Source organism: Paeniglutamicibacter sulfureus (assembly GCF_030512175.1).
Classification (GTDB): Bacteria; Actinomycetota; Actinomycetes; order Actinomycetales; family Micrococcaceae; genus Paeniglutamicibacter; species Paeniglutamicibacter sulfureus.
This window is the reverse complement of record NZ_JAULBL010000002.1, coordinates 2003871-2029248: the sequence shown is the minus strand read 5'-3', so window position 1 is coordinate 2029248 and position 25378 is coordinate 2003871. Positions and strand designations below refer to the sequence as shown.

The window sequence follows — 25378 nt, the reverse complement described above, 5'->3', positions numbered from 1 at the left end:
TTCACTACGACTGGTTCCCAGTGTAGGGAACGAAAAGGAATCTGGTGTTAACGACCAACGCCCAGCCTCACCGAGCCCGGGGTGTCCGGGCACGGTGAAACTGGGCGCATGGGCAGCTAGGCGTCGTTCTTGGAACCCAGCGTGGTCTTGTTGATGAGCATCAGGAACTCGGCGTTGGAGGAGGTCTCGCGGATCTTGCCCGTGAGGGTCTCCAGAGCCTGCTGGGTGTCCAGGCCCGAGAGCACGCGGCGCAGTCGCCACATGATCCGAACCTCATCCGGGGACAGCAGCTTCTCCTCGCGGCGGGTACCCGACGCGTTGACGTCGACGGCCGGGAAGATGCGCTTGTCCGCCAGCTGGCGGGAAAGGCGCAGCTCCATGTTGCCGGTGCCCTTGAACTCCTCGAAGATGACCTCGTCCATCTTGGACCCGGTCTCCACCAGCGCGGTGGCGAGAATGGTCAGCGAGCCGCCGTTTTCGATGTTGCGGGCAGCACCGAAGAAGCGCTTGGGCGGGTACAGCGCCGAGGAATCGACACCGCCGGAGAGGATGCGGCCCGAGGCCGGGGCCGCCAGATTGTAGGCGCGGCCCAGGCGGGTCATCGAGTCCAGCAGGACCACGACGTCCATGCCCATTTCCACCAGGCGCTTGGCGCGCTCGATGGCGAGTTCGGCCACGGTGGTGTGGTCGTCGGCCGGGCGGTCGAAGGTCGAGGCAATGACCTCGCCCTTGACGGTGCGCTGCATGTCGGTGACTTCTTCGGGACGCTCGTCAACCAACACCATCATGAGGTGGACCTCTGGGTTGTTGATGGTGATGGCGTTCGCGATGGACTGCAGGATCAGGGTCTTGCCAGCCTTGGGCGGCGAAACGATCAGGCCGCGCTGGCCCTTGCCGATCGGAGCAACCAGGTCGATGACGCGGGGGCCGATGAGCTTCTGGTCGGTCTCCAGGCGCAGGCGCTCGGTCGGGTACAGCGGGACCAGCTTGGAGAAGTCAACGCGGCTGGAATTCTCCTCCGGGGTCTTGCCGTTGATCGCCGTCAGCTTCACCAGGGCGTTGAACTTGGCTCGCGAGGAGGGGTTCTCGTTCTCGCGGGGAGCGCGGATGGCGCCGACCACGGCATCGCCCTTGCGCAGGTTGTACTTCTTGACCTGGTTCAGGGTGACGTAGACGTCCGACGGGCCGGCGAGGTAGCCGGAAGTGCGGATGAACGCGTAGTTGTCCAGCACGTCCAGGATGCCGGCTACCGGCAGCAGCACGTCCGAATCGCTGAACTCGGTGTCATCGACGTCCGGCTGGTTGCGGTTGCGGCCGCGGCGGTTGTTCCGGTCGTTGCGGTCGTTGCGGTCATTGCCGCGGTCCTGGCGGTCCCCGCGCTCACTGCGGTTGGCATTGCGCTCGCGGTTGCGCTCATTGCGTTCGCGATTGCGCTCGCGGCGGTTGGCCGAGCGCTCCTCGGAGCTTTCGCGGCGGTCCTCGCTGCGCTCGTTCGACTTGCCGTCGTTGGCACGCGAGTCGCCGGACTTGGCCTCGACCTGCTTGTCCTCCTGGGCCTCGGCGGGCTCGGTGGACTCGGCGGAGTCGTTGGTGTTGGCGTTGTTTTCGCGGCGGTTGCGGTTGCGGTCCCGGCGGTTGCGGTTCCGTTCGCTGCGCTCGTTGCGGTCGCCGCGTTCACTGCGGGACTCGTTGGCGTCCTGGGTCGACTCGGTGGAATCGGCAGATGCCGGCTCGGCCGCGGCAGCGGGTGCCGTTTCGGCCGGGGCCTCGGTGGTGCCGGTGGACTCGGCGCGGCGGTTGCGGGTGTTGCGGCGCGGTGCGCGCTCCTCGGTCGCCGGCGACTCGGCTGCGGCCGGGGCGGCGTCGGCCTTCGGCTCGGCGGCGGGTGCCTCGGCGGCCGGGGCCACGGTTCCGCTGGAATCGGCGCGGCGGTTGCGGGTGCGGCGGGTGGCGGGCTGTTCGGCCTTTGCCTCGGCGGCCGCCGGTGCGACATCGGCCTTCGGCTCGGCGGCGGCCGGGGCCTCCGCCTGCTTCGCAGCGTCCTTGGCGGCGCCGCGGGCCGGGGCCTTGGCGGCCGACTTGGCCGGTGCCTTCTCCGCCTTGGCGGGGGCCTCGGTCTTGGCGTCGGCCTTGGGCTCTGCCTTGGCCTTGGCGTCGCGGTCGGCCACGGAGCCGCCACGCTGGTGGTTTGAGATCGCGGTGACAAGATCGTTCTTGCGCATCCGCGAACCGCCGGTGATGCCCAGCTGGGACGCAAGCACCTGCAATTGTGCGAGTTTCAGGCCGGCGAGTCCGCCGCCCTTGGATGCGTTGTTTTCTTCCACGCCTGCAGTAAGGCTGGTGGTTTCGGTCACGAAGGTTCCTTCCCCCTCGTCGGGCGGATCCCGTCAGAGAGACCCGCAACGTTTGACTAGCCCCGTTCCCGCGTCAGATGCGGGAAAAGGTTCGGCCGTGCACCGCCAAGTGGAACGAGGCGGATGCTTCGGTCGATCGTGAGACACACCAAGGGATCTAGTCACCAACATGGTTGACGGTTTCAATCGGATGGTGTGGGTGTGCCTGCTCGCCCAGCGAAAATGGTTTGTGATGATCGAATTCCCCAAGATCCACCCGCCGCGGCGGGGGAAGGAATTGATGGCTGCACGAAACGCGACGAGTCATCCATCGAAATACGGACAACTCTTTTCAGGCGGGTGCTAGAGCACTTCTACTCTAACACCCGTTGGGGGTACTGACTCAATTCGGACACGCCACGTTGTTTCGGCGTGGCGTGCCGCGTAACCGGAAATCGCAGCGGCGGCCGCCTGCGCACCGTCCTGGCCATTGCTCAGGACCAACACCGTGGGACCGGCCCCGGAGACCACGGCTGCATGCCCCGCGGAGCGAAGGTGCGCGATGAGGCCGGCGCTCTGCTCCATGGCAGGGGCGCGGAACCCTTGGTGCAGGAAGTCCTCCGTGCCGACCATCAGCGCTGCCGGCTCGTGGGCCAATGCGTGGATGAGCAGGCCCACCCGTCCCCCGTTGGCCGCTGCAAGGGCGTGCGGCACGGATTCCGGAAGCAGGCCGCGGGCAGCGGCGGTGGACAGCTCGATGTCGGGGATGGCAATGACCGGGACAATGTCCGAATGCAGCACCCCCTGCAGCGTGCCGAATCCGGCATCGGTGGTCCAGGACAGCGTCAACCCGCCGTACACGGCCGGGGCGACGTTGTCAGGGTGCCCCTCCCAGCGCGAGGCGGCCTGGAAGATTTCCTCGGCGCCCGACTGCGCGTCGGCGGGAAGCAGCGCATTGGCCGCTGCCAGCGCACTGACCATGGCCGCGGCGCTGGATCCCATGCCGCGGCCGTGCGGGATGTTGTTCGTCGCCTCGATGCGCAGGCCGCAGGGCTCAAAGCCCAGTTCCGCCCAGCGCTCCAGGATCGTCTTGGCAATCAGGTGCGTCTCGTCGGTGGGCAGCGTTTCCGCCCCCTCCCCGGTGATGGACACGCTGACGCCCGACTCTGCCTGCGTGTGCACCACCAGGGTGTCGCACACCGACAGGGCCAGGCCCAGCACGTCGAAGCCGGGCCCCAGGTTCGCGCTCGTGGCCGGCACGTGCACGGCGATGGATTGTCCGGCTTGGATCTGCGGCATCAGGCGTTGGTCCCCTTTGTATCCGGTGCCGGGGCTAGGCCAGGCCGAGGGCCGAAGCCACCGAGACGACATCGAACTCGACCTTGGTCGGGGTGACCGGCGATCCGTCCTCGGTCTTCAGGGCCCAGTCGGGGTCCTTCAGGCCGTGGCCGGTGACAGTGATGACGATCTTCTTGCCGGCCGGCACGTTGCCCGCGGCGTGGTGCTTGATGATGCCCGCAACGCCGGCCGCGGAGCCCGGCTCCACGAAGACGCCCTCGCGGGAGGACAGCCAGCGGTGCGCGGCCAGGATCTCGGCGTCCGTCACCGAGTCGATGATGCCGCCGGATTCGTCGCGGGCCTCTTCGGCCTGCTGCCAGGACGCGGGGTTGCCGATGCGGATGGCCGTGGCGATGGTGTCCGGTTCGGTGACCGGGTGGCCCAGCACGATGGGTGCGGCGCCGGCGGCCTGGAAGCCCCACATGATCGGGGTCTTGGTCGACACCGGTGCCAGGGTGTCACCTGCCTGGGTGGTGTACTCGGAGGAGTACTCCTTGTAGCCCTTCCAGTAGGCGGTGATGTTCCCGGCGTTGCCCACCGGAAGCACGTGGTAGTCGGGGGCGTCGCCCAGGTAGTCGACGACCTCGAAGGCGCCGGTCTTCTGGCCCTCGATGCGCGCGGGGTTCACCGAGTTCACCAGGAACACCGGGTAGTTCTCGCTGAGCTTGCGGGCGACCTCGAGGCAGTTGTCGAAGTTGCCGTCGACCTGCAGCAGCTCGGCGCCGTGGGCGATGGCCTGGGAGAGCTTGCCCATGGAGATCTTGCCGTCCGGGACCAGCACCGCGCACTTGAGCCCGGCCTGGGTGGCGTAGGCGGCGGCGGAGGCGGAGGTGTTGCCGGTGGATGCGCAGACAACTGCCTTGGCGCCGGCGGCGACCGCTGCGGTCATCGCCATGGTCATCCCGCGGTCCTTGAAGGAACCGGTCGGGTTCATGCCCTCGACCTTGAGGTACACCTCGGAGCCCGTGAGCTCGCTCAGTGCCGGGGCGAACACCAGGGGTGTACCGCCCTCGCCCAAGGTGATGACCTTGGTGTTTTCGTCGACGGGCAGGCGTTCGGCATATTCGCGGATGACTCCGCGCCACTGGTGGGCCACTTAGTTTCCTTCAACTCGCAGGACAGAGGTTACTTCTTGGACGGCATCCAAGTCGGCGACGGCGGCCACGACGGCGGCCAGCGAGGACTCGGTGGAGCGGTGGGTCACGATGCGCAGCTCGGCGGACCCGCCGTGGTTTTCTTCGATGATCGACTGGCGCAGCGCCTCGATGGAGACGGTGTTCTCCGCGAAGATCGCGGCGATGGCTGCAAGCACGCCGGGCTCGTCCGAGACGCGCAGGCCGATCCAGTAGCTGGTCGAGATCTCGTCGAACGCGAGCGCCTTGACCGATTGCTGCGCGGCGATGGCCGGCAGTGGACCGCCGGAGACCACGCGCCTGGCCACCGAAACGGTGTCGCCCATGACGGCGGAGGCAGTGGGTGCCCCGCCTGCGCCGGCGCCGTAGAACATCAGCTCGCCGGCGTTTTCCGCCTCGACGAAGACCGCGTTGAAGGCGCCGTGGACGGCGGCCAGCGGATGGGTGCGGCGCAGCAGCGTCGGGTGCACGCGCACGCCGATGCCGTCCTGGGTGCGTTCGGCGATGGCCAGCAGCTTGATGACCATGCCGGCCTCCTTGGCGGCGGCGACGTCGGTGGCGGTGATCTTGGTGATCCCCTCGCAGTGCACGTCGGCGTAGGCAAAGTCGGTGTGGAAGGCCAGGGAGGCGAGGATCGCCGCCTTCGCGGCGGCGTCGTGCCCTGCCACGTCGGCGGTCGGGTCGGCCTCGGCATAGCCCAGGGCCTGGGCCTCGGCGAGCACGTCGTCGAACTGGGCACCGGTGGTGTCCATCGCGTCGAGGATGAAGTTGGTGGTGCCGTTGACAATGCCCATGATCTTGTTGATCCGGTCCCCGGAGAGGGAATCGGAGATCGGGCGCAGGATCGGGATGGCCCCGCCGACGGCTGCCTCGTAGCGCAGCTGGGCGCCGGACTCGAAGGCCAGCGCGTTGAGTTCGGCGCCTTGGGCAGCGAGCAGTGCCTTGTTGCCGGTGACGACCGAGGCACCGCGGGCCAGCGCCCGGCGGATCAGTTCGCCGGCCGGTTCCAGGCCGCCCAGCAACTCGATGACGATGTCGGCGCCGTCGACCAGTGCGGGTGCGTCGGTGGTCAACAATTCCGCGGGAATCGCCGCGTCGCGCTTGGTCTCGAGGCTGCGCACGGCGATGCCGGCGAGTTCAAGCTTGGCGCCGGCGCGGTCGGCCAGCACATCGGAATGGTCCAAGAGGATGCGTGCCACCTGGGACCCGACGTTGCCGCAGCCAAGCAGGGCCACCTTCAGTGTTTTCACGTGTATTTCTATGCTCCCAAATCGCGGGCCAACAGATCGGCTTCGGTTTCCCTGCGGATGATGGCGCGGACCGCGCCATTGCGCACTGCAACCACGCCCGGGCGACCCAGGTAGTTGTAGTTGCTCGACAGGGCCCAGCAATAGGCCCCGGTTCCCGGAACGGCCAAAAGGTCGCCGGCGGCAACATCCTCGGGCAGGTAAACGTCCCGTACGACTATGTCACCGGACTCGCAATGTTTCCCAACCACACGTGAAATAATCGGTTCACTTTCCGTCACACGGCCGGCCAGCACCGCGGTGTAGTCGGCGTCGTAAAGCACCGGTCGGGCGTTGTCGCTCATGCCGCCGTCAACCGACACGTAGCGGCGGGGCACCAGGGTGCCGTCCCCGGTCTCGACCTGGACCGACTTGCGCACCCCGGCCTCGTAGAGGGTGAAGGTGGAGGGGCCGGCGATGGCGCGGCCCGGCTCGATGGAGATCCGCGGGACCTTCAGGCCCAGTTCGGCAGCGGTGCTGCCCACGACCTCTGCCATGGCGGCAGCCAGCACCGCCGGTTCGCGCGGGGTGTCGACCTCGGTGTAGGCGATGCCATAGCCGCCGCCCAAGTCCAGCTCGGGCAGCTCGACGCCGTGGTCCTTCCTGACCTGTGCCAGGAAGCCGAGCATCTTCTGCGCGGCCAGCGCGAAGCCCTCGGCCTCGAAGATCTGCGAGCCGATGTGCGCGTGCAGGCCCAGCAGGTTCAGCTCCGGGTGACCCAGCGCGAAGGCGACCGCGGCCGCAGCGGGGGAAGCGTCATCGCCCACCGGGATCATCGAGAGGCCGAACTTCTGGTCCTCGTGCGCGGTGGCAATGAACTCGTGGGTGCTGGCGTGCACGCCGGGGGTCAGGCGCAGCATCACATTGGCGCGCTTGCCGGTCTCGCGCGCCAGCAGTGCCACGCGCTCGAGCTCGTCCAGCGAGTCGATGACGATGCGGCCCAGGTCGGCCTCCAGCGCGGTGCGGATTTCGGTGGCCGACTTGTTGTTCCCGTGCAGCGAGAGGTTGGCGGCCGGCACGCCGGCGACGCGGGCCACGGCCATTTCCCCGCCGGAGCAGGTGTCCAGGCGCAGGCCCTCGGAGGTGACCCAGCGGGCCACCTCGGTGCTCAGGAACGCCTTGCCGGCGTAGTAGACATCCACGCCGCCGCACAGATCGGCGAACGCGGCGTCGAAGGCCTGCTTGAAGCCGCGGGCACGGGCACGGAAGTCGTCTTCATCCAGCACGAAGAGTGGGGTGCCGAATTCCTTGGCCAGGTCGCTGACCAACAGGTTCTGCACGGCGAGTTCGCCGCTTTCGGAGCGGGCGACGCCGGCGGCCCATTCGATCGGGCGCAGCGCATTGACATCGGTGGGCAGGGACAGCCAGGTCGGGGCAAGTGGTGAAGAGGTCATGGTTCCTTACATCTTTTCCGGGGCCGAGACGCCCAGCAGTCCCAGGCCGTTGGCCAGGACCTGGGTGGTGGCGTCATTGAGCCACAGGCGGGTGCGGTGGATGGGCTCGACGGCGCCGTCGCCCACGGGGGTCACGCGGCAGGCCGCGTACCAGGAGTGGTAGGCGCCGGCGAGCAGCTCGACGTGGCGGGCCACGCGGTGCGGTTCGCGGTGGGTTGCCGCCTGGGCGACGACCGAGGGGAACTGGCCAAGGGCCGCGAGCAGGTCGTTCTCGGTCTCGTGGGTGAGCAGCGTCGCATCGAAGTCGGTGCGTTCCACGCCCTTTTCCACCGCGTTGCGGCTGGCGGCGCGGGAGCGGGCGTGGGCGTACTGGACGTAGAACACCGGGTTGTCGTTGGTGTTCTTCTTCAGCTGCTCCGGGTCGATGGTCATCGGCGAATCGGCCGGGTAGCGGCCCAGCGAGTAGCGCAGCGCATCGGCGCCGAGCCAGTCGATCAGGTCGCGCAGCTCGATGATGTTGCCGGCACGCTTGGACAGGCGGGCGCCGTTGACCGAGATCAGCTGGCCGATCAGCACCTCGATGTTGACCTTGGGATCGTCGCCGGCCGCGGCCGCGATGGCCTTGAGGCGGTTGACGTAGCCGTGGTGGTCGGCGCCGAGCAGGTAGATTTTCTCGGTGAAGCCGCGGTCCTTCTTGGACAGGTAGTAGGCGGCGTCGGCGGCGAAGTACGTCGGCTCGCCGTTGGCACGGATCAGCACGCGGTCCTTGTCGTCTCCGAAGTCCGTGGTGCGCAGCCACACGGCACCGTCGGTGTCGTCGATGTGGCCCTGTTCGCGCAGGCGCGCCACGGCATCCTCGACGGCTCCCCCGGCGTGCAGTTCCTGTTCGGAGAAGAAAACGTCGAACTCGACGCCGAAGTCGTTCAGGGTCTCCTTGATGTCGGCCATCTGCGCCACGTAGGCGGCATGGCGGACGATCGGCAGCGCGGCTTCCTGGGTGAGCGATCGAATGTCCGGGTGCGCCTTGGCCACGGCATCGGCCAGTTCCTTGATGTATGCACCGGGGTAGCCGCCCTCCGGAACCGGCAGGCCATGCAGTCGGTTGTAGACCGACAGGGCAAAGATGTTCATCTGGTTGCCGGCGTCGTTGATGTAGTACTCGGACGTGACGGTGGCACCGCTGGCCTTGAGCACGCGGGCGATCGAGTCACCCAGGGCTGCCCAGCGGGTGTGGCCGATGTGCAGCGGTCCGGTGGGGTTCGCGGAGACGAACTCCATGTTGATCTGGTGGCCCACCAGGGCATCGTTCTTGCCGTACTCGGTGCCGGCCTCGACGATGGCCTTGGCCAGCCCCCCGGCGGCACCAGCCTCGAGGGTGATGTTCAGGAAGCCCGGTCCGGCGATCTCGACTCCGGCTACTCCGGCCGATTCCGCCAAGCGGGTGGCCAGGACCTGGGCGAAGTCGCGCGGGTTCATCCCGGCCTTCTTGCCCAGCTGCAGGGCGATGTTGGTGGCCCAATCCCCGTGCTCGCGACTCTTCGGTCGCTCCACTCGCACATTCTCGGGCACGTCGACGGAAATCTGGCCGGCGTCGACTGCGTCGCGGAGGCAAGCGGAAATGGCTGTGGAGAGTTCTTCAGGAGTCACCACTCAAGGATAACCGGGGGCACGGACCCCATTGGACGATGTGACGGCGCGGCGTCGCACACATCAGATGCGTATTTGGGCGCCTCCCCGCAGCGCTGAAAGCCCAATTTGTCATTCACCGCTTCACACCTGCTAAGCTCGTCTACGTTCCCAGCCGGAAAATGTTTCAGAAAGCATGAAATTGGTTGTTGATTTCCGGCAACGCCCTCGTAGCTCAGGGGATAGAGCGTCCGCCTCCGGAGCGGAAGGTCGAAGGTTCGAATCCTTTCGAGGGCACCAAAGCAAGAGTCGCTGTTTCCCGGTTTCAACGGGAGACGGCGACTTTTTTGTTGTTTCCGACACCACGGTGCCCTGGCCTGCACGTTTGGGCCAATGCGGCTTCTGGCCGGCAGTATCTTCAGGGAACGTCCCCTCACTCGTTCAGGCTGCGGAGCCCGCATAAGGTATCCGATGCGCTGCCAGGCACCCAACATCCCCTCCCGGCCGCCCTGGGCATCCTCCTTCCGGCACCACATGCACGCGGAATCGAACGCCTTCCAAAGTTCTTGAAAGTTTTTTCGCTCACCTGTCGATATCGGTGGCTCCCGTTCGATGTAATGAGTGAAGGACGTATTTGCGCGCCTTCCCGAACCCCAAGGAGAACACCATGAAATTCATGCTGATCATGCGCTCGACCCAGGCCGCCAAGGAAGCCTACGAGAAGGCGGACTTCAACGAGATCATCAATGCCATGGGCGCCTACAACGAATCCCTGATCAAGGCGGGTGTGCTGCTGGCCGGAGAGGGGCTTTCCGATGACCTCAGCGAGGCCTTCGTCGTCGACTTCTCGGAGGAAACCCCGATCGTCACCGACGGCCCCTATGGGGAAGTCCACGAGCTGTTCAACGGCTTCTGGATCCTCCAGGTCTCCAGCAAGGAGGAAGCCGTGGAGTGGGCCAGCCGGGCGCCACTGGGCGCCGGCGCCAAGCTCGAGGTCCGCCGCCTCACCGACATGTCGGATTTCGAGGACTTTGCCGACAACGAATACCTCAAGAAGGAAGAGGTCTGGCGCGAGGAACTCGGACAGCCGTAAACCCGAAGCCCAGGCCACCCCCGGAAGGCAGGCATGGCAGACACCCAACGCACCCTTGACGCGCTCTGGCGCATCGAGGGTGCGCGCATTGTTGCAACCTTGGCCAAGATGACAGGCGACCTTGGACAGGCGGAGGACCTCGCCCAAGAAGCACTGGTTGATGCGCTCGCGCAATGGCCCGGCGAGGGGATCCCAAAAAATGCCGGCGCCTAGATCACCGCGGTGGCCAAGCGAAAGGCCATCGATGCGTGGCGCCGGACGACCAGGCTCTATGAACGCCAGCGGGAGTTGGCCCGGAACCTCCGGGAATCGACCGAGCAAGCTTGGGAGCCCATCGACGACGACGTGTTGCGTCTGGTCTTCACCGCCTGCCATCCGGTGCTGTCCCGTGAGGCTCAGGTTGCGCTGACACTGCGCGTCGTGGGCGGGCTGCGGACCGAGGAAATTGCCCGGATGATGCTGGTGCCCGTGGCCACCGTGCAGCAACGGATCGTGCGTGCCAAAAAGACGCTCGCCGCGGCCAAAATACCGTTCGAGGCCCCGGAGGCGCAGGCGTGGGGCGAACGCCTGTCGGCGGTGCTGGCGGTGATCTACCTCGTGTTCACCGAGGGCTACGCCGCCACGGCCGGCGACGACCTGATCCGCCGCGAGCTGGCCAACGAGGCGCTGCGCCTGGGCCGGGTCCTGCTCGGACTGCTTCCCCGGGAGCCGGAGGTCGCCGGGCTGGTGGCGTTGATGGAGATCCAGGCCTCGCGGTTTTCAGCCAGGATCTCCCGGGACGGCAGCCCGATCCTTCTGGCCGACCAGGATCGTTCGCGCTGGGACCACTCGCAGATCATGCGGGGGCGCCGGGCGTTGGAACGTGCCGATGCACTGCGGCACGGTCGGGGCTTCTATGCCCTCCAGGCGGCCATCGCCGAATGCCACGCCGTGGCACGGAGCGTCGGGGAAACCGACTGGGACAGGATTGTGCTGCTCTATGGGGCCTTGTGCAGCCTTGCGCCGGGACCCGTCGTCGAGCTGAATCGGGCAGTGGCGGTCTCGATGACCGAAGGACCGGATGCGGCCCTGCGCATCGTCGACCACTTGGCACAGCAGGGGGCACTGGCCAGTTCGCATTTATTGCCGAGCGTGCGCGGGGAATTGCTGGCCCGATTGGGATGCAACCCCGAAGCCGTGGCCGAATTCCTGCTGGCGGCCTCGCTGGTCGGTAACAGGCGCATGGGCGCAGTCTTCCGGGCGAAGGCGGAGGACCTTCAATCCAGGTCTTCGGGGGAATTAGGACGGCCCCCACAGTGACGGCGAATCTCTGTGGGGGCCTAACCGCCGCCCCTTTGAGAAAAGGTGCATTGGCTTCCATGAACACTACATCCCTTGCACCCCGGGACCGTCATTTCCGGGGCGTGATACGCACTACATTCAAGCGGCAATGAGCGGATTGAGCCTAGCGGCCGATGCAGTTTTCGTAGGAATAGACCACGATCTGCACCCGGTCGCGTAGCTCGAGCTTGCGCAGGATCGCCCCGATGTGGGTCTTGACCGTTGATCCGCCCAGGAACAGCTTCTCGGAGATCTCTTGGTTGGTCAGCCCCAACGCCACGGCGGCGAACACCTCCCGCTCCCGCTCGGTCAGCTCCAGGTAGGGCAGGGGAACCTCGGGCACCGGTACCGGCTCGTCGCGCAACAGCGCGGCCAGGGACTGCGGGGCGATCACTGCGTTGCCGCCGTTGACCGCGCGAATCGATTCGCAAACGAACTCGGGAGTGCTGTCCTTGAGGATGAAGCCGCTGGCCCCGTGCCGGATCGCGGTGGCGGCATGTTCGTCCCAGTCGAAGGTCGTGAGCATGATGACCTTCGGGAGCTTATCGAAGCGGCCCGTCGCGTCCTCGAAGATCTTGCGGGTGGCCTCGACGCCGCCCATCGGCGACATCTGTACGTCCATCAGCACCACGTCGGGTTCGTGGACGGCGATCGCGCCCAGGGCCTCGGTGCCGTCGGTTGCCTGCGCCACCACGGCCATGTCGGGCTGGGCGCCGATGATCACCGCCAGGCCGGAACGAAAAAGTTGCTGGTCATCGACCAGCGCCACGCGGATCTGCGGTTGGTTCAACGGGTGGTCCATTCGTGGTTGAGCGGAAAGGTTGCGGCAAGCGTGAACAGATCGGGGGCGCCGGCGACCCCGTCCTCGGTATTGATGCTCAGGGTGCCTGACAGACTTGCCAGGCGCTGGCGCATGCCGGCAATGCCGGTCCCGGCGCGCTTGGAAAGGGCCGATGCCTCGAAATAGTTCGTCAGGCTCAGCGTATAGCTCGTGGCGCCCCAGTAGTGCCTGACGTAGATCGGGGTGGTGGCGCAGCCGTGATGCAGCGCGTTGGCGAGCATCTCCTGGATGATCCTGCGGGTGGCAGGAACGATGTCGGCCGGCAACGGCACCGGCTCCCCCAGCGTTTCCTCGCTGACCTCGTATCCGGTGCCGCGCACGTTCTGCAGGATGGCGGAGATCTCCGAGACCGCCGGGTGCAGCAGGCCCATCTGCGCGGTCTGCAGTGCCATGCTGCGCGTTGCCGTCGACACGGCCTGCCTGGCACCGGACCTTCTGGCACCCATCGCCCCGGTGTCCACGACCCTGGCATCGGTCGACTTGGTTTCCGCGGTTTGCGACAGCACCTGGCGCACCTCGCCCAGGGATCGGCGGGCAGCCTCGGCGATGGTCCCGGTCGTCTCGCGGATGCGAACCACATCTGCGTCGGGGATGAAGCGGATCGAGTCGGCCTGGGCAATGATCACTGCCAGGGAGTGGCCCACGACGTCGTGCACGTCGCGAGCCAGGGCCGCATTCTCCGAGCGCAACCGGGCCAGTTCCAGGGCGCTGTCCGCTTCCTCCCGCGCCCGCGCCGATCCGCGTTCGGCCGTCTGTTTCCCGGCCAAGAGCCGCAGCAACAGGCCCAGCAGCCACGGCAGCGTCAGCACCGATGCAACCACCACGAAGACCGCGATGACTTGGTTGTTGGTGGGCCAGGCGTTTGACTCCATGGCGCGGAAGAGCGGATCGGAGACCCAGGAGCCGATCCGGCCGATGTAGGCGGTGCCGAGCACCGATCCCGCGGCAATCGACAGGCCCGCGCACAAAACCCACAGCCGTGTGCCGTACCTGGCGGCCATTCCCACCACGTACAGTGCGGCCAGCTGGGCGAGGTCGACGTCCACTCCACGGAGCATCTGCAACAGCGTGCCGACCCAGACCAGCGCGAGCGCCACCCCCGGCAAGACCCGCGCGCAACCGATGGCCACGGCGGCGGCCAGCACGAATAACGACGTGTCGCCGAGGTAGTTGCCCGAGTACGAGCCCCATAGCAGGAACTCGTGGCAGAAAATCACCAGGGCCAGAAAAAGGGCTGCGGCCGTCACATCGGAGCGCCACCCCCAACGCCCGCGCCAACGAACCGGCTCGTAATAGTCGGCTTCCGTGCTCACCGCTGCCCCGCCGATGCCGGCACGGTCATTGCCTGGCCGGGCGGCCGCCGTGTACGCGGGCAGCTGGGGTTCAGGGCGGGCATTCCGGCCCGACAAGGGCCCGCCGGGCGGGAAACACAATGGTGCATGGTCCTACCGTAGACGTCCGGGCCGGCCGGCGAGTCACCCGCAGGTACCGAACGGTTCAGACCCAGGTACCGGTTTCGCCGTTCCACGCCCGGTCCTGGGCCCGATGCGCACGGCAGGGAACGGGAGAACACTTGGTGTCATGATGAGATTCCCCTTGCAGATCCCATGCTCGCGCACGACCAAGGTCACGCGCGTGGCCGTCGCCCTCGCGGCACTGGCCGTCCTTGCCGCCTCGATCTTCGGCCTTTCACATGCCCTGCAGCCGGTGCCGGACGAGCCCCCGGACGCGTGGCATGCACCGACCGGATTCCGCGCCGGCCATACCCCGATTCCCGCGATTTCCGCACGCTGAACCCGGGGCAGGAGGAGCCTGGCCTTCGTTACATCCAGCGCACGTGCTGCTCCCGGAATTCCTTTTCCCTGGCCGTGGCCACCAGCTTGATGAGGTCAAGTGGGAGCGGCTCGTCGTGCGGAAGCCGGATGGATCCCTTGCCCAGCGTGTAGCCGCCCAGCTCCCCGGCGAGCGCCGCGCGTGAGCTGGGCGTGGTGTAGAGGTTGATGTGCTTGGAGAACACCGCGTAGGCCACCAGGATGGTGTCGTCCACGAAGGCAGGTTGCCCCCACTTGATCTGGACGCTGGCGTGGGGCAGCGTCTCGCACAGCGCCTGGTGCAGTGCCCGGGCGCGGGGCTGGAGTTCGGAGGGGACATTGCCGAGGTACTCCTCGGGGGTGGTGCCCGTGATCTTGGCCATGGTGCTCCTTGGGGTTCGGGAAAGGCGCCCCTCGATGGCGGGAGGGACATCGATCTGGCTACATTCTGCCCCATGGGGACCCCGGGAGATCCTCCTGTTCACCCCCCTGCCCTTGGAGCGGGAAGCCGACTAATCTGGATTTAGGCGTTGGTGTCGCTGGATACGGGAGTGGTCTTGATGGGCCTTGGCAATGATCCGCATGGCATTTCGCTGGTCCGCGACACGCCCTGCGGCCCGGTGGAAGGCGTACTCATCGGCGGCGTCGAACGCTTCCTGGGGATTCCCTATGCCGCCGCGCCCGTGGGCAGAAACCGTTTTGCCGTCCCCACGCTCCCGGAACCCTGGAGCGAAACCCTGGCCGCCGGCCACTACGGACCCACCGCCGGACAGGTCCCCTATTCCGGGGCACTTGGCACGCTACTGCCCACCGTCGTCATTCCCGGCGATGCGTGCCTGAACGTAAATGTCTTTGCCCCCGCCAAGCGCACCTCGGGCTTGCGCCCGGTGCTGCTGTGGATCCATGGCGGGTCGCTGCAGCACGGGTCCAACGCGCTGCCCGGCTACGACGGCACCGCCTTTGCCCGCGACGCGGTGGTCTTCGTCGCGGCCAACTACCGGCTGGGCGCCGAGGGATTCTCGCTGCTGGAGGACGCCCCGCCGAACCTGGGGCTTGCCGATGTCATTGCCGCCCTGGAATGGACCAGGGCCAACATCGCTTCCTTCGGCGGGGACCCGGAGCAGGTCACCCTCATGGGACACGGGGCCGGCGGCACCATGGTGGCGGCACTGCTGGCACACCCGCGCGCCTCCACGCTGCTCGCGCGCGCCATCATCCAAAGTGCCCCGCTGGCCGCCTTGCCCCTGTCCCGGGCCCGACGGATGACCCAACGCATCGCCAAGGACCTGGGCATCGAAGCCACCCGGGAGGAATTCTCCGCCCGCACCCCCGCCGAGCTGCTGGCTTCCCACCGCCGGGTGGCAGCCGATTCAACGCCGTTGAGTGGCGGTCCGGCCCATGGGCTGGCGATCGAGCCGCTGCTGGTGCCCCGGGACCCGCTGGAGGCCATGCTCGCCGGTGCCGGAATGGACACTCCCCTGTTGATCGGCACCACAACCCAGGAGTTCCGACTCTGGCTGGGACCCACTGGCCGCGGCGCCAAGGTCTCCAGGGTGCACCTCGCTGTGGCGCGGCGGAAGGCCGGCATCTCCAAGGAGGCGCAGCGGCTCTACGGGCGCAATCGCCCCGGTGCCGGACCGGGTGAGATCCTGGGCGCCCTGGCCACCGACAAGGTGTTGCGGGTGCCGATGTACACGCTGGCCGATGCCAGACGCTACGCCGAAGGGCAGACCCAGGTCTACGAGTTCGCCTGGCACAGCCCGGTCCAGGACCTGGGCGCGGCACACCGGATGGAACTGCCCTTCGTCTTTGACAATCTGGGCACCCAGGACGCTGCGGGGCTGGTGGGCGAGGAGGCACCGCAGTCCCTGGCCACTGCCATGCACGAGGCCTGGGTCTGCTTTGCCACCCTGGGGTACGCCGAATGGCCGCACTGGGACATCCGCCGCCCGGTGAAGACGTTCAACGGACTGGGCAACGACGTCGTCTTCTCCCCGCGCGACGACGAGGCAGGGGCGATCTGCTGACGCCGCGATCCCCCGCCGACCTCGCCCGGTACCCCGCCACGGCGCTTCCCGTGGCCCACCCCCCGTGGCGTCGCTGCCGGTTGCGGGCTTCGGCTAGCGTAGCTTGGGGAATGAACAGCGGAATTCGGGGAAAGTTGCATACATGTTTACAGGTGCCTGGTGGTGGGCGACCGCGCTGGTGGTCCTGGATTTGGCCATTCGCGTCCTTGCCGTGGTCTTCGTCCCGCGCAACCGCCGCCCCACCTCCGGGATGGCGTGGCTGCTGGCGATCTTCCTGATCCCCTACTTCGGGGTCATCGCCTTCCTGCTGATCGGTTCGCCCAAGCTGCCGCGAAAGCGCCGCGAGGTGCAGGAGGAGATCAACACCTTCATGCGCTCGATCAGCGCCGAGGAACCCCACGATGAAGCCCGCGGGAAAAACCCTGCCTGGTTCAACTCGCTGGTGGAGATGAACAACGCCTACGGCGGCCTGCCCCTGTTGGCGGGGAATTCGGGCCGACTGCTGGGCGACTACGAGCAGACCATCCAAACCATGGCCGATGCCGTCGATGCGGCCACCGACTATGTCCACGCGCAGTTCTACATCCTCAGCGTGGATGCGACCACCGCCGGGTTCTTCGACGCACTGGAACGGGCCATTGCGCGCGGGGTGCGGGTGAACGTGATGCTTGACCACTGGGCCTCACGCGGCAAGCCGCACTATGCCGCCACCAAGGCGCGCCTGGATGCGATGGGCGCGGACTGGCGACTGATGCTTCCCCTGCAGCCGTTGAAGGGCAAGTTCCAGCGCCCGGACTTGCGCAACCACCGCAAGATCCTGGTCATCGACGGCACCGTCGGCTACATGGGCTCGCTGAACATGATTTCCCGCGACTACAACGTGAAGAAGAACATTGCCCGCGGCCTGAAGTGGAAGGAACTGGTCCTGGAGCTGCACGGACCGGGCGTGGCCACGCTGGATGCGGTGTTCATCTCCGATTGGTATTCCGAGACCGGGGAGGTCATCATCGAGGGCGTGCGCCGGGCGGAGCTGGTGGCCAGCGGCGATTCGCCGGGCCGACTGGGCACAGCGCTGATCGAGCACCGCGAAGAGCGCGGAACCATGCTCACCCAGGTGGTCCCCTCGGGCCCCGGGTTCGAGCGCGAAAACAACCTGCGGCTCTTCCTGGGGCTGATCCACGCGGCCCAGCAGCGCATCGTGATCACCTCTCCCTACTTCGTGCCCGACGAATCGCTGATGTACGCGGTCACCTCCGCTGTCGCCCGCGGGGTCCCGGTGGACCTGTTCGTCTCGGAGGTCGGGGACCAGGCGCTGGTCTACCATGCGCAGCGCTCCTACTACGAGGAGCTGCTGCGCGCCGGGGTGCGGATCTACCTCTACCCGGCCCCGTACATCCTGCACGCCAAGCACTTCACCATTGACGACGAGACGGCGCTGATCGGATCCAGCAACATGGACATGCGTTCCTTCGGCCTGAACATGGAGGTCTCGATGCTGGTGCGCGACGCGGGCTTCGTGGCGCAGATGCGCGAGGTCGAGGACGGATACCGCGGAGTCAGCCGGCTGCTCACGCTCGAGGAATGGCTCAAGCAGCCGCTGCGCTCCACGGTGCTGGACAATCTGGCCCGCCTGACTTCGGCGCTGCAGTAGCAGCACCCGCCCGTTCACCACCGACAGGGCAACCACCCCGCCCCGCGCAGCGGGTTGCCGAAAATGACCGGCGGGACACGCACAAAGGAGCGGCACCGCCTGAACCGGGCAACCCCGTTTCGGGGATCGCTCGTGTCTTGGCGTTACCGCTCCCTTGAAGGCTCCTCGCCTCCCTCAGGAGGCAGGCGCCGGGGCGTGGTCCGGGTTACTGAAGCATGGTCCGGTCATCGAGCTGGGCACCCTTGATCTTCTCGAACTCGTGCAGCAGGCCGGGAACCGTCATCTTGGCCTTCTGGGCCGAGTCCAGGTCCAGGATGATCTGTCCGTCGTGCATCATGATCAGTCGCGTCCCCAGGCGCAGGGCCTGTTCCATGTTATGCGTGACCATCAACGTCGTCAGCTGGTGGCGCACGACGATTTCCTCGGTCAGACGTGCCACCAGCGCCGCACGCTGCGGGTCCAGTGCCGCGGTGTGCTCGTCGAGCAGCAGGATCTTGGGTCCGGAGAACGTGGCCATGAGCAGGCTCAGCGCTTGGCGCTGGCCACCGGAGAGCAGCCCGACCTTGGCCTTGAGCCGGTTTTCCAGGCCGAGTTCCAGCGAGCGCAATTCCTCCACGAACTTCTCGCGCTTGCGTTTGGTGACACCGGAGGCCAACGCACGCAAGGTGCCGCGGCCCAGGGCCAGCGACATGTTCTCCTCGATGGTCATGTTGGGCGCGGTGCCGGCCATCGGGTCCTGGAACACCCGTCCGATGAATCGGGCGCGTGAGTGGTCGGGAAGCTTGGTCACGTCCTTCCCGGCGATGCGCACCGCCCCGGTGTCGGGGCGAAGCTTGCCGCCCACCATGTTCAGCACCGTGGACTTGCCCGCTCCGTTGGAGCCGATCACCGTGACAAACTCGCCGTCGGTGAGCGTCAGGTTGATGTCGCGCAGCGCCTTGCGCTCGTTGACGGTTCCCGGGAAGAACGTCTTGTTCAGGTTGGTGATCTCAAGCATCGACGCCCACCTCCTTTTTGTCGTCGGTGGTGACGGACTTGCTGCGGATGCTGATGCGGTTGGCGAACTTCCCGAAGCCCTTCCACTGCGGCAGCAGCAGGGCGATGACCACCAGGACCGCAGAGATCAGCTTCATGTCGTTGACCTCGAGTCCGGCATTCAGTGCCAGCTGGATGACCAGGCGGTAGGCAACGGAGCCGAAGACGACGGCCAGCGCGGCAATCCAGATGAACTTCTGGCCGAAGATGGCCTGGCCCACGATGACCGACGCGAGGCCGATCAGGATGACGCCGATGCCCATGCCGATGTCGGCGAAGCCCTGAAACTGGGCGATGATCGCGCCGGAGAGTCCGACCAGGCCATTGGAGAGCGCCAGGCCCAGGATCTTCTGGTTGTCGGTGTTCACGCCGAGGGACCGGATCATTTCCTCGTTGTCGCCGGTGGCTCGCATGGCCAGGCCGACGTCGGTGCGCAGGAACCACACGATGGCCGCCACGGCAACCAGGCAGCCCAGGAACATCAACCCGACGGAGGTCCAGGTCCCCAGCCACTGGTTCTCGCGCAGGAAGGTCAGCACCGTGGTCTCGCCCAGAAGCGGGACGTTGGCCTTGGTCATGATGCGCAGGTTGATCGAATACAGCGCGATCATGGTCAGGATACCGGCCAACAGCCCGTCGATCTTGCCCTTGGTGTGGAGCAGGCCGGTGATGACACCGGCGATAGCGCCGATGAAGAAGGCGATGGCGGTGGCAATGAACGGGTTGACGCCATTGACAATCGAGATGGATGCGACTGCTGCGCCGGTGGTGAAGCTTCCGTCAACGGTCAGGTCGGGGAAGTCGAGTATGCGGAAGGTCAGGTAGACCCCGAGTGCCATGATCGCGTAGATCAGGCCTAGTTCAACCGCGGTGATCATGGTGGATCCTAGCGTCTTGGGTATTGGGTAAATGTTGGTGACCGGTCGGAGCAAGCCGACCGGCCACCGGGTGGAACGCGTTGGCGATCGAGTTTACTTGTAGGTCTCTGCAGCCTCGGAGAGCATGTCCTCCGGGAAGGTCATCCCGATCTTTTCCGCAGCAGTGGTGTTGACGTACAGCTCGACCTGGGTGATGGTCTCGACCGGCATCGTTGCGGCTTCGGCCTCGCCCTTGAGGAGCTTCACGGCCATTGCAGCGGTCTGCTCGCCGAGCTTCTCGTAGTTCAGGCCGTAGGTGGCGGTGGCACCGCGCTTGACGGACTCGCCGTCGGCGGAAATCACCGGGATCTTCTTATCCTGGGCGGTCTGCAACAGGCCTTCCAGAGCGGAAACCACGGCGTTGTCGGTCGGCACGTAGAACGCATCGACGTTCAGGCCCGAGGCTGCCTGCTGGACCTCGGAGGAAGCCGAGATGGCCTTCTCTTCGATGGTCAGGCCGAGTTCGGCCGCTGCGTCCTTGGCCCACTGGACCTGGACCCCGGAGTTGACTTCGCCCGAGGAGTAAACGATGCCAACGGACTTGGCTTCCGGCTTGATCTTCTTGAGCAGCTCAAGCTGTTCCTTGACCGGGTTCTTGTCCGAGGTGCCGGTGACGTTGGCTCCCGGTGCTTCCAGGCTGGAGACCAGCTTGGCTTCCAGGGGATCGGTGACGGCGGAGAAAACGACCGGGATGTTCGTGATCGACTGGGCCGCGGCCTGCGCGGTCGGCGTGGCGATGGCCAGGACCAGGTCCATGTCGCCGTCGCTGGCGAACTTGCCCACCATTGCAGTGTTGGTGGCCTGGTCGGCCTGGGCGTTGGTGAAGTCGTACGTGACCTGGTCGCCCTCTGCGTAGCCGGCGTCGGCCATGCCCTTCTTGAAACCGGTCACCACGGCATCAAGGGACGGGTGGGACACATACTGGGCAATGCCGATCTTCACCGGGCCGGCCGCGGCCGAGGAACCGGTGGCCTCCGGCGTGCTGGATCCGCCACAAGCGGTGAGCACCAATGCGGTGGCCGCGACCGAGGCTGCGATCTGTAGGGACTTGAAGATTTTCATTGTGTTCCTTTCATGACGTGCGAGTGTCATGCCTGGTGTTCGGTTTCGGCCAATTCCGGGCAGTTTTCAGGAGTTTGTACATCCTCGCCCAAACGGCAGGAAGTTCTCCCCATGAATTGCTTCGATACTACATGTGAAGCTACTCACATTTCTTCCATCTACCCTGAATTGCAAGACAAACGGTGATGCATTCATCATCTTGCCATGCATCTTTCATCAATCGCCATCGATAAACGGACAATTGGTATCCCAGTGTCTAGAGAATCAGACAGTACCGTGGACAAAGCCGTGTTTTGACACCTCAAACGCCCCTAAACGGATGACCGGCCGCTGATCCAAGGCACCGAGCCACGTGTCCGGCCCGACGGCCGGGCAGGCACAGGCCGCCGACGCCGCTGACATAGACTTGGCTCATCATGGCCCTGACGATTTCCTATCCCGAAGCCCTTCCCGTTTCCGCGCGACGCGATGACATCATGTCCGCCATCAAGGACAACCAGGTGGTCATCGTCGCCGGTGAAACCGGTTCCGGCAAAACCACCCAGCTGCCCAAGATGCTCCTGGAGCTGGGCATGGGCGAACGCGGAATGATCGGTCACACCCAGCCCCGCCGCCTGGCTGCGCGCACCGTCGCCGAACGGATCGCCGAGGAACTGGGAACCAAGATCGGCGAGGACGTCGGATTCCACGTGCGCTTCACCGGCGAGGTCTCCCGGGCCACCAAGGTCAAGGTGATGACCGACGGCATCCTGCTGGCGGAGATCCAGCGCGACAAGCTGCTGAAGAAGTACAACGCCATCATCATCGACGAGGCCCACGAACGCAGCCTCAACATCGACTTCCTGCTCGGCTACCTGCGCAGGATCCTGCCCCAGCGGCCGGATTTGAAGATCGTCATCACCTCCGCCACCATCGACCCGCAGCGCTTTGCCGAGCACTTCGCAGCAGCCGGGCCCGAGGGCGAGGAGCCGGTGCCTGCGCCCATCATCGAGGTCTCCGGCCGCACCTTCCCCGTGGAACTGCGCTATCGGCCGTTGAACCCGGCCGACGGCATGGACGAAGACGAACTGGACCCCGATACCCAGGCCGAGGACCGCGACCCGCTCGATGCCATCGCCGAGGCCGTGGATGAGCTCGCCATGGAGGCGCCCGGGGACATCCTGATCTTCTTCCCCGGCGAGCGCGAGATCCGCGACGCCGCCGAGGTGCTGCGTGCCCGGGTGAAGACCAACCGGCGCCTGGCCGGGACCGAGATCCTGCCGCTGTTCGCCCGGCTCTCGCTGGCCGAGCAACACCAGGTGTTCAACCCCGGGAAGAACCGGCGCATCGTGCTGGCCACCAACGTCGCCGAGACCTCGCTGACCGTGCCGGGCATCAAGTACGTCATCGACACCGGCACCGCCCGCATCTCGCGCTACTCCCACCGCACCAAGGTCCAGCGCCTGCCCATCGAACGCGTCTCCCAGGCCAGCGCCAACCAGCGCTCGGGCCGTTGCGGACGCGTGAGTGACGGCATCGCCATCCGCCTGTACTCGCAGGAGGACTTCGAGACGCGCCCCGCGTTCACCGACCCGGAGATCCTGCGCACCAACCTGGCCGCGGTGATCCTGCAGATGAGCTCCATGGGCGTGGTGCGCACAGCCCGCGACGTCGCGGACTTCCCCTTCGTCCAGCCGCCGGATGCCAAGTCGGTCAACGACGGCGTGGCGCTGCTGCGCGAGCTCGGGGCGCTGAACACCGGCACCGAGGCCACCATCACCAAGGTTGGCAAGTCGCTGGCCCAGCTGCCGGTGGACGTGCGCCTGGGCCGGATGATCGTGGAGTCCGGTAACCGCGGCTGCGCCAAGGAGGTCATGGTGCTGGCCGCCGCCCTTTCCATCCAGGACCCGCGCGAGCGCCCCAGCGAGGAAACCGGCAAACGCGAGCGCGCCGCCGAAATGCACAAGCGCTTCATGGACGCGAAGTCGGACTTCTCCTCGCTGCTAAACCTCTGGCGCTACCTGCAGGAAAAGCAGAAGGAGCTCTCCTCCTCCGCGTTCCGCCGGCTGTGCAAGAACGAATACATCAACTATCTGCGCGTGCGCGAGTGGCAGGATCTGTTCACCCAGCTGCGCCAGCTGGCCAAGCCCCTGGGCATCGCGATCTCCCCCGAGCCGGTGGACCCGGCCGCGAACGAGGACGCGATCCACATTTCGCTGCTCACCGGGCTGCTGGGGCACGTGGGCTCCTGGGACGAGCGCAAGCGCGAATACGTCGGCGCGCGCGGCACCCGCTTCTCCGTCTTCCCCGGTTCGGCCCTGTCGCGGAAGTCCACCGAGTGGGTCATGGCCGCCGAGCTGGTGGAGACTTCCCGGCTCTGGGCACGCACCGTGGCCCGGCTCGATCCCAAGTGGGTGGAGGAGGTCGCCGGGGACCTGCTCAAGCGCAGCTACTCCGAGCCGCACTGGTCGCGGAACTCCGGGGCGGTCATGGGGTACGAGAAGGTCACGCTCTTCGGACTGCCGATCGTGCCGCGCCGCCGCATCCAGTACTCGCGCGTGGACCCGGAGCTCTGCCGCGAGCTGTTCATCCGCCACGCATTGGTGGAGGGCGACTGGAAGACCCACCACAAGTTCTTTGCCCGCAACCGCCGGGTGCTCGAGGACATCGAGGAACTCGAGACCCGCATGCGCCGGCGCGATTTGCGCGTGTCCGACGAGGACCTCTTCGAGTTCTACGATTCGAAGCTGGGCCCCGAGGTGGTGTCCGAACGGCACTTCGACCGCTGGTGGAAGGCCGCGCGGCACGAAAACCCGACGCTGCTGGACTTCAACCCGGAGGACATGCTCCAGGCCGATGCCACGGAACTGGACGAAGACGCCTTCCCGCGCACCTGGCGCCACGGCACCCTGGACCTGGACCTGGTCTACGAGTACAACCCGGCGGCCCGCGCCGGGGAATCCGACGGCGTCTCGGTGCGCGTGCCGGTGCTCTTCCTGAACCAGCTGGACCCCGTGCGCTTCCGCTGGCTCATCCCCGGGCTGCGCGTGGAACTGGTCACCGCGCTGATCAAGTCGCTGCCCAAGGCCATCCGCAAGAACTTCGTGCCGGCCCCCGATGTCGCCCGCTCGGCAGTGGCCGCACTGGAGGCCGACTTCAACCCGGAGACCGACGACCTGGCCGCCTCCCTGGAGCTGGTGCTGCGCCGGCTCAAGGGCGTGGTGATCCCCCCGGGGTCCTGGAACTGGGAGTCCCTGCCGCCCCACCTACGCTTCACCTTCACCGTCGTGGACTCAGAGGCCAAGATCCAGGACGAGTCCCAGGAGCTGGCCGTGCTGCAGCAGACGCTGGCCGCGGCCAACCGTTCGGCCCTGGCCCGTTCCCTGGGCGTCAAGCCCGGGGCCGCCCTGCCCACCGGGGCGGCGGGCACCGGCGGTCCGAAGGCGGCAGTTGGCAACAACGCCAAGGGCGACGGGAAGTCCCGGGCCGCGGCGGCGGCCCAGCGCGGCAAGGGCGGCGCGGTGGCCACCACCATCTGGGAACGCAGCGGGTTGACCGACTGGGACACCGGGGTGGGCATCAACGGCGTCATCACCGAAAAGGTCGTCACCGAGGTCGCCGGGCAGCAGGTCACCGCCTACCCGGCGCTGCTGGATGAGAAGACTTCCGTGCGCCTGACGGTCTTCCGCAACCCCGTCGAGCAGATGGCCGCCCACCGCACCGGCGTCATCCGGCTGCTGCTGCTCAAGGTCCCCTCGCCCGCCAGGTACGTCCTTGACCACCTGAACAACCAGGAAAAACTGGTCTTCACGCAGAACCCGCACGGTTCGGTGGCTTCGCTGATCCAGGACTGCACCATGGCCGCGGTGGACCGGCTCGTTCCCGAGAAGCTGCCCTTCGACAAGGCGGAGTTCGACGCGCTCTACGAACGCGTCCGCGCCGAACTGATCGACACGGTCTTCGCGGTCACCGCCATCGTGGAGAAGGTCCTCTCCGGCACCCGGCGGATCAACAAGGAGCTGAAGTCCGCCTCCTCGCTGGCCCTGGTCAATGCGCTGAACGATGTGAAGTCCCAGCTCGAGCAGCTGGTGTACCCGGGATTCGTGGCCAACACCGGCTATGCGCAACTGGCCCAGCTGCCGCGCTACATTGCGGCCATCGAAAAGCGGCTGGAAAAGCTCGGCACCGGGCACCTGGCGCGCGACAACGCCGCGACGCTGGACATCCAGGGACTCGAGGACGAGTACGACGCGGCGCTCGGGCAACTGGTGGCGGGCGTGCGCACGCCCGCCCCGCTGGCGGCGGTGAAGTGGATGCTGGAGGAATACCGGGTCTCGCTCTTCGCCCAGGAGCTGGGCACGGCCTACTCGGTCTCCCCCAAGCGGATTCGCACCGCGATGCGCGAAGGGCTCGCCGCGGCGAAGTAGCCCGGCCACAACGCGGGGCCACGACGGGATGATCAGTCATCTCGTGGTGGCCCCGTCGTCGTTCACCCGCCCAGTCTCGGCGCTTCGGCCTCGCTCCGGCGGCGG

The 25378-nt window shown here is 66.6% G+C and carries 17 protein-coding genes, 1 tRNA gene and 1 pseudogene; 7 read left to right on the top strand and 12 right to left on the bottom strand.

Going from position 1 to position 25378, the window contains the following annotated elements:
• Positions 1–116: 116 nt before the first annotated feature.
• The 6 genes from rho to argS form a co-directional block, all read right to left on the bottom strand.
• Positions 117–2354: a transcription termination factor Rho gene (rho, locus tag Q2T94_RS15955; RefSeq protein ID WP_302265669.1), complete on the bottom strand. Its 2238-nt coding sequence runs from the start codon at positions 2352–2354 to the stop codon at positions 117–119.
• 342 nt (positions 2355–2696) lie between these two features.
• A complete protein-coding gene (gene thrB / locus Q2T94_RS15950) occupies positions 2697–3632 on the bottom strand; it encodes a homoserine kinase (RefSeq protein WP_302265668.1) in 936 nt (311 codons plus the stop codon).
• Positions 3633–3666: 34 nt separating this feature from the next.
• Complete coding sequence (gene thrC, locus Q2T94_RS15945) at positions 3667–4767, bottom strand: threonine synthase (RefSeq protein ID WP_302265666.1); 1101 nt, start codon at positions 4765–4767, stop codon at positions 3667–3669.
• Positions 4768–6054: a homoserine dehydrogenase gene (locus Q2T94_RS15940; protein ID WP_302265665.1), complete on the bottom strand. Its 1287-nt coding sequence runs from the start codon at positions 6052–6054 to the stop codon at positions 4768–4770. It lies immediately after the preceding gene.
• 8 nt (positions 6055–6062) lie between these two features.
• Positions 6063–7484, bottom strand: coding sequence for a diaminopimelate decarboxylase (lysA, locus tag Q2T94_RS15935; RefSeq protein ID WP_302265664.1), 1422 nt, complete (start codon positions 7482–7484; stop codon positions 6063–6065).
• Between the two features lie 6 nt (positions 7485–7490).
• Complete coding sequence (gene argS, locus Q2T94_RS15930) at positions 7491–9131, bottom strand: arginine--tRNA ligase (protein WP_302266445.1); 1641 nt, start codon at positions 9129–9131, stop codon at positions 7491–7493.
• A gap of 203 nt (positions 9132–9334) precedes the next feature.
• On the opposite strand from argS, the gene Q2T94_RS15925 reads away from it, so the two are divergent.
• From Q2T94_RS15925 to Q2T94_RS15915, 3 genes and pseudogenes are all read left to right on the top strand, one after another.
• Positions 9335–9410 (top strand) — tRNA-Arg (locus Q2T94_RS15925).
• Between the two features lie 367 nt (positions 9411–9777).
• Positions 9778–10203 carry a YciI family protein gene (locus Q2T94_RS15920; protein WP_302265663.1) on the top strand — a complete coding sequence of 142 codons (426 nt, stop codon included), beginning with the start codon at positions 9778–9780 and terminating at the stop codon, positions 10201–10203.
• 33 nt (positions 10204–10236) lie between these two features.
• Positions 10237–11502, top strand: a pseudogene (locus Q2T94_RS15915) (RNA polymerase sigma factor).
• Positions 11503–11647: 145 nt separating this feature from the next.
• On the opposite strand, the gene Q2T94_RS15910 reads toward Q2T94_RS15915, so the two are convergent.
• Together Q2T94_RS15910 and Q2T94_RS15905 are read right to left on the bottom strand one after the other, a co-directional pair.
• Positions 11648–12313, bottom strand: a complete 666-nt coding sequence (locus tag Q2T94_RS15910; RefSeq protein ID WP_302265661.1) for a response regulator — start codon at positions 12311–12313, stop codon at positions 11648–11650.
• Positions 12310–13677 carry a sensor histidine kinase gene (locus Q2T94_RS15905; protein ID WP_302265660.1) on the bottom strand — a complete coding sequence of 456 codons (1368 nt, stop codon included), beginning with the start codon at positions 13675–13677 and terminating at the stop codon, positions 12310–12312. The genes Q2T94_RS15910 and Q2T94_RS15905 overlap by 4 nt, the downstream gene beginning before the upstream one ends.
• Positions 13678–13945: 268 nt before the next feature.
• Here Q2T94_RS15905 and Q2T94_RS15900 point away from each other — a divergent pair, with 268 nt between their 5' ends.
• The gene (locus tag Q2T94_RS15900) at positions 13946–14158 is read left to right on the top strand and encodes a hypothetical protein (RefSeq protein WP_302265658.1); all 213 of its coding nucleotides are present in this window, start codon (positions 13946–13948) and stop codon (positions 14156–14158) included.
• A gap of 28 nt (positions 14159–14186) precedes the next feature.
• On the opposite strand, the gene Q2T94_RS15895 is transcribed toward Q2T94_RS15900, so the two are convergent.
• On the bottom strand, positions 14187–14558 hold the full coding sequence (locus Q2T94_RS15895) for an iron chaperone (RefSeq protein ID WP_302265656.1): 372 nt from the start codon (positions 14556–14558) through the stop codon (positions 14187–14189).
• A 150-nt stretch (positions 14559–14708) separates the two neighbouring features.
• Here Q2T94_RS15895 and Q2T94_RS15890 point away from each other — a divergent pair, with 150 nt between their 5' ends.
• The gene (locus Q2T94_RS15890) at positions 14709–16202 is read left to right on the top strand and encodes a carboxylesterase/lipase family protein (RefSeq protein WP_302265654.1); all 1494 of its coding nucleotides are present in this window, start codon (positions 14709–14711) and stop codon (positions 16200–16202) included.
• Positions 16203–16344: 142 nt separating this feature from the next.
• On the top strand, positions 16345–17853 hold the full coding sequence (cls, locus tag Q2T94_RS15885) for a cardiolipin synthase (protein ID WP_302265653.1): 1509 nt from the start codon (positions 16345–16347) through the stop codon (positions 17851–17853).
• Between the two features lie 205 nt (positions 17854–18058).
• Here the strand turns inward: cls and Q2T94_RS15880 are convergent, their stop codons facing one another.
• The 3 genes from Q2T94_RS15880 to Q2T94_RS15870 all read right to left on the bottom strand — a co-directional run bounded on the left by Q2T94_RS15880 (position 18059) and on the right by Q2T94_RS15870 (position 20867).
• Positions 18059–18850: an ABC transporter ATP-binding protein gene (locus Q2T94_RS15880; protein WP_264269247.1), complete on the bottom strand. Its 792-nt coding sequence runs from the start codon at positions 18848–18850 to the stop codon at positions 18059–18061.
• On the bottom strand, positions 18843–19766 hold the full coding sequence (locus Q2T94_RS15875; RefSeq protein WP_264269246.1) for an ABC transporter permease: 924 nt from the start codon (positions 19764–19766) through the stop codon (positions 18843–18845). The genes Q2T94_RS15880 and Q2T94_RS15875 overlap by 8 nt, the downstream gene beginning before the upstream one ends.
• A gap of 93 nt (positions 19767–19859) precedes the next feature.
• Positions 19860–20867, bottom strand: a complete 1008-nt coding sequence (locus Q2T94_RS15870) for an ABC transporter substrate-binding protein (protein WP_302265651.1) — start codon at positions 20865–20867, stop codon at positions 19860–19862.
• A gap of 416 nt (positions 20868–21283) precedes the next feature.
• Here Q2T94_RS15870 and hrpA point away from each other — a divergent pair, with 416 nt between their 5' ends.
• Positions 21284–25273, top strand: a complete 3990-nt coding sequence (gene hrpA, locus Q2T94_RS15865; protein WP_302265649.1) for an ATP-dependent RNA helicase HrpA — start codon at positions 21284–21286, stop codon at positions 25271–25273.
• Positions 25274–25378 lie beyond the last annotated feature (105 nt).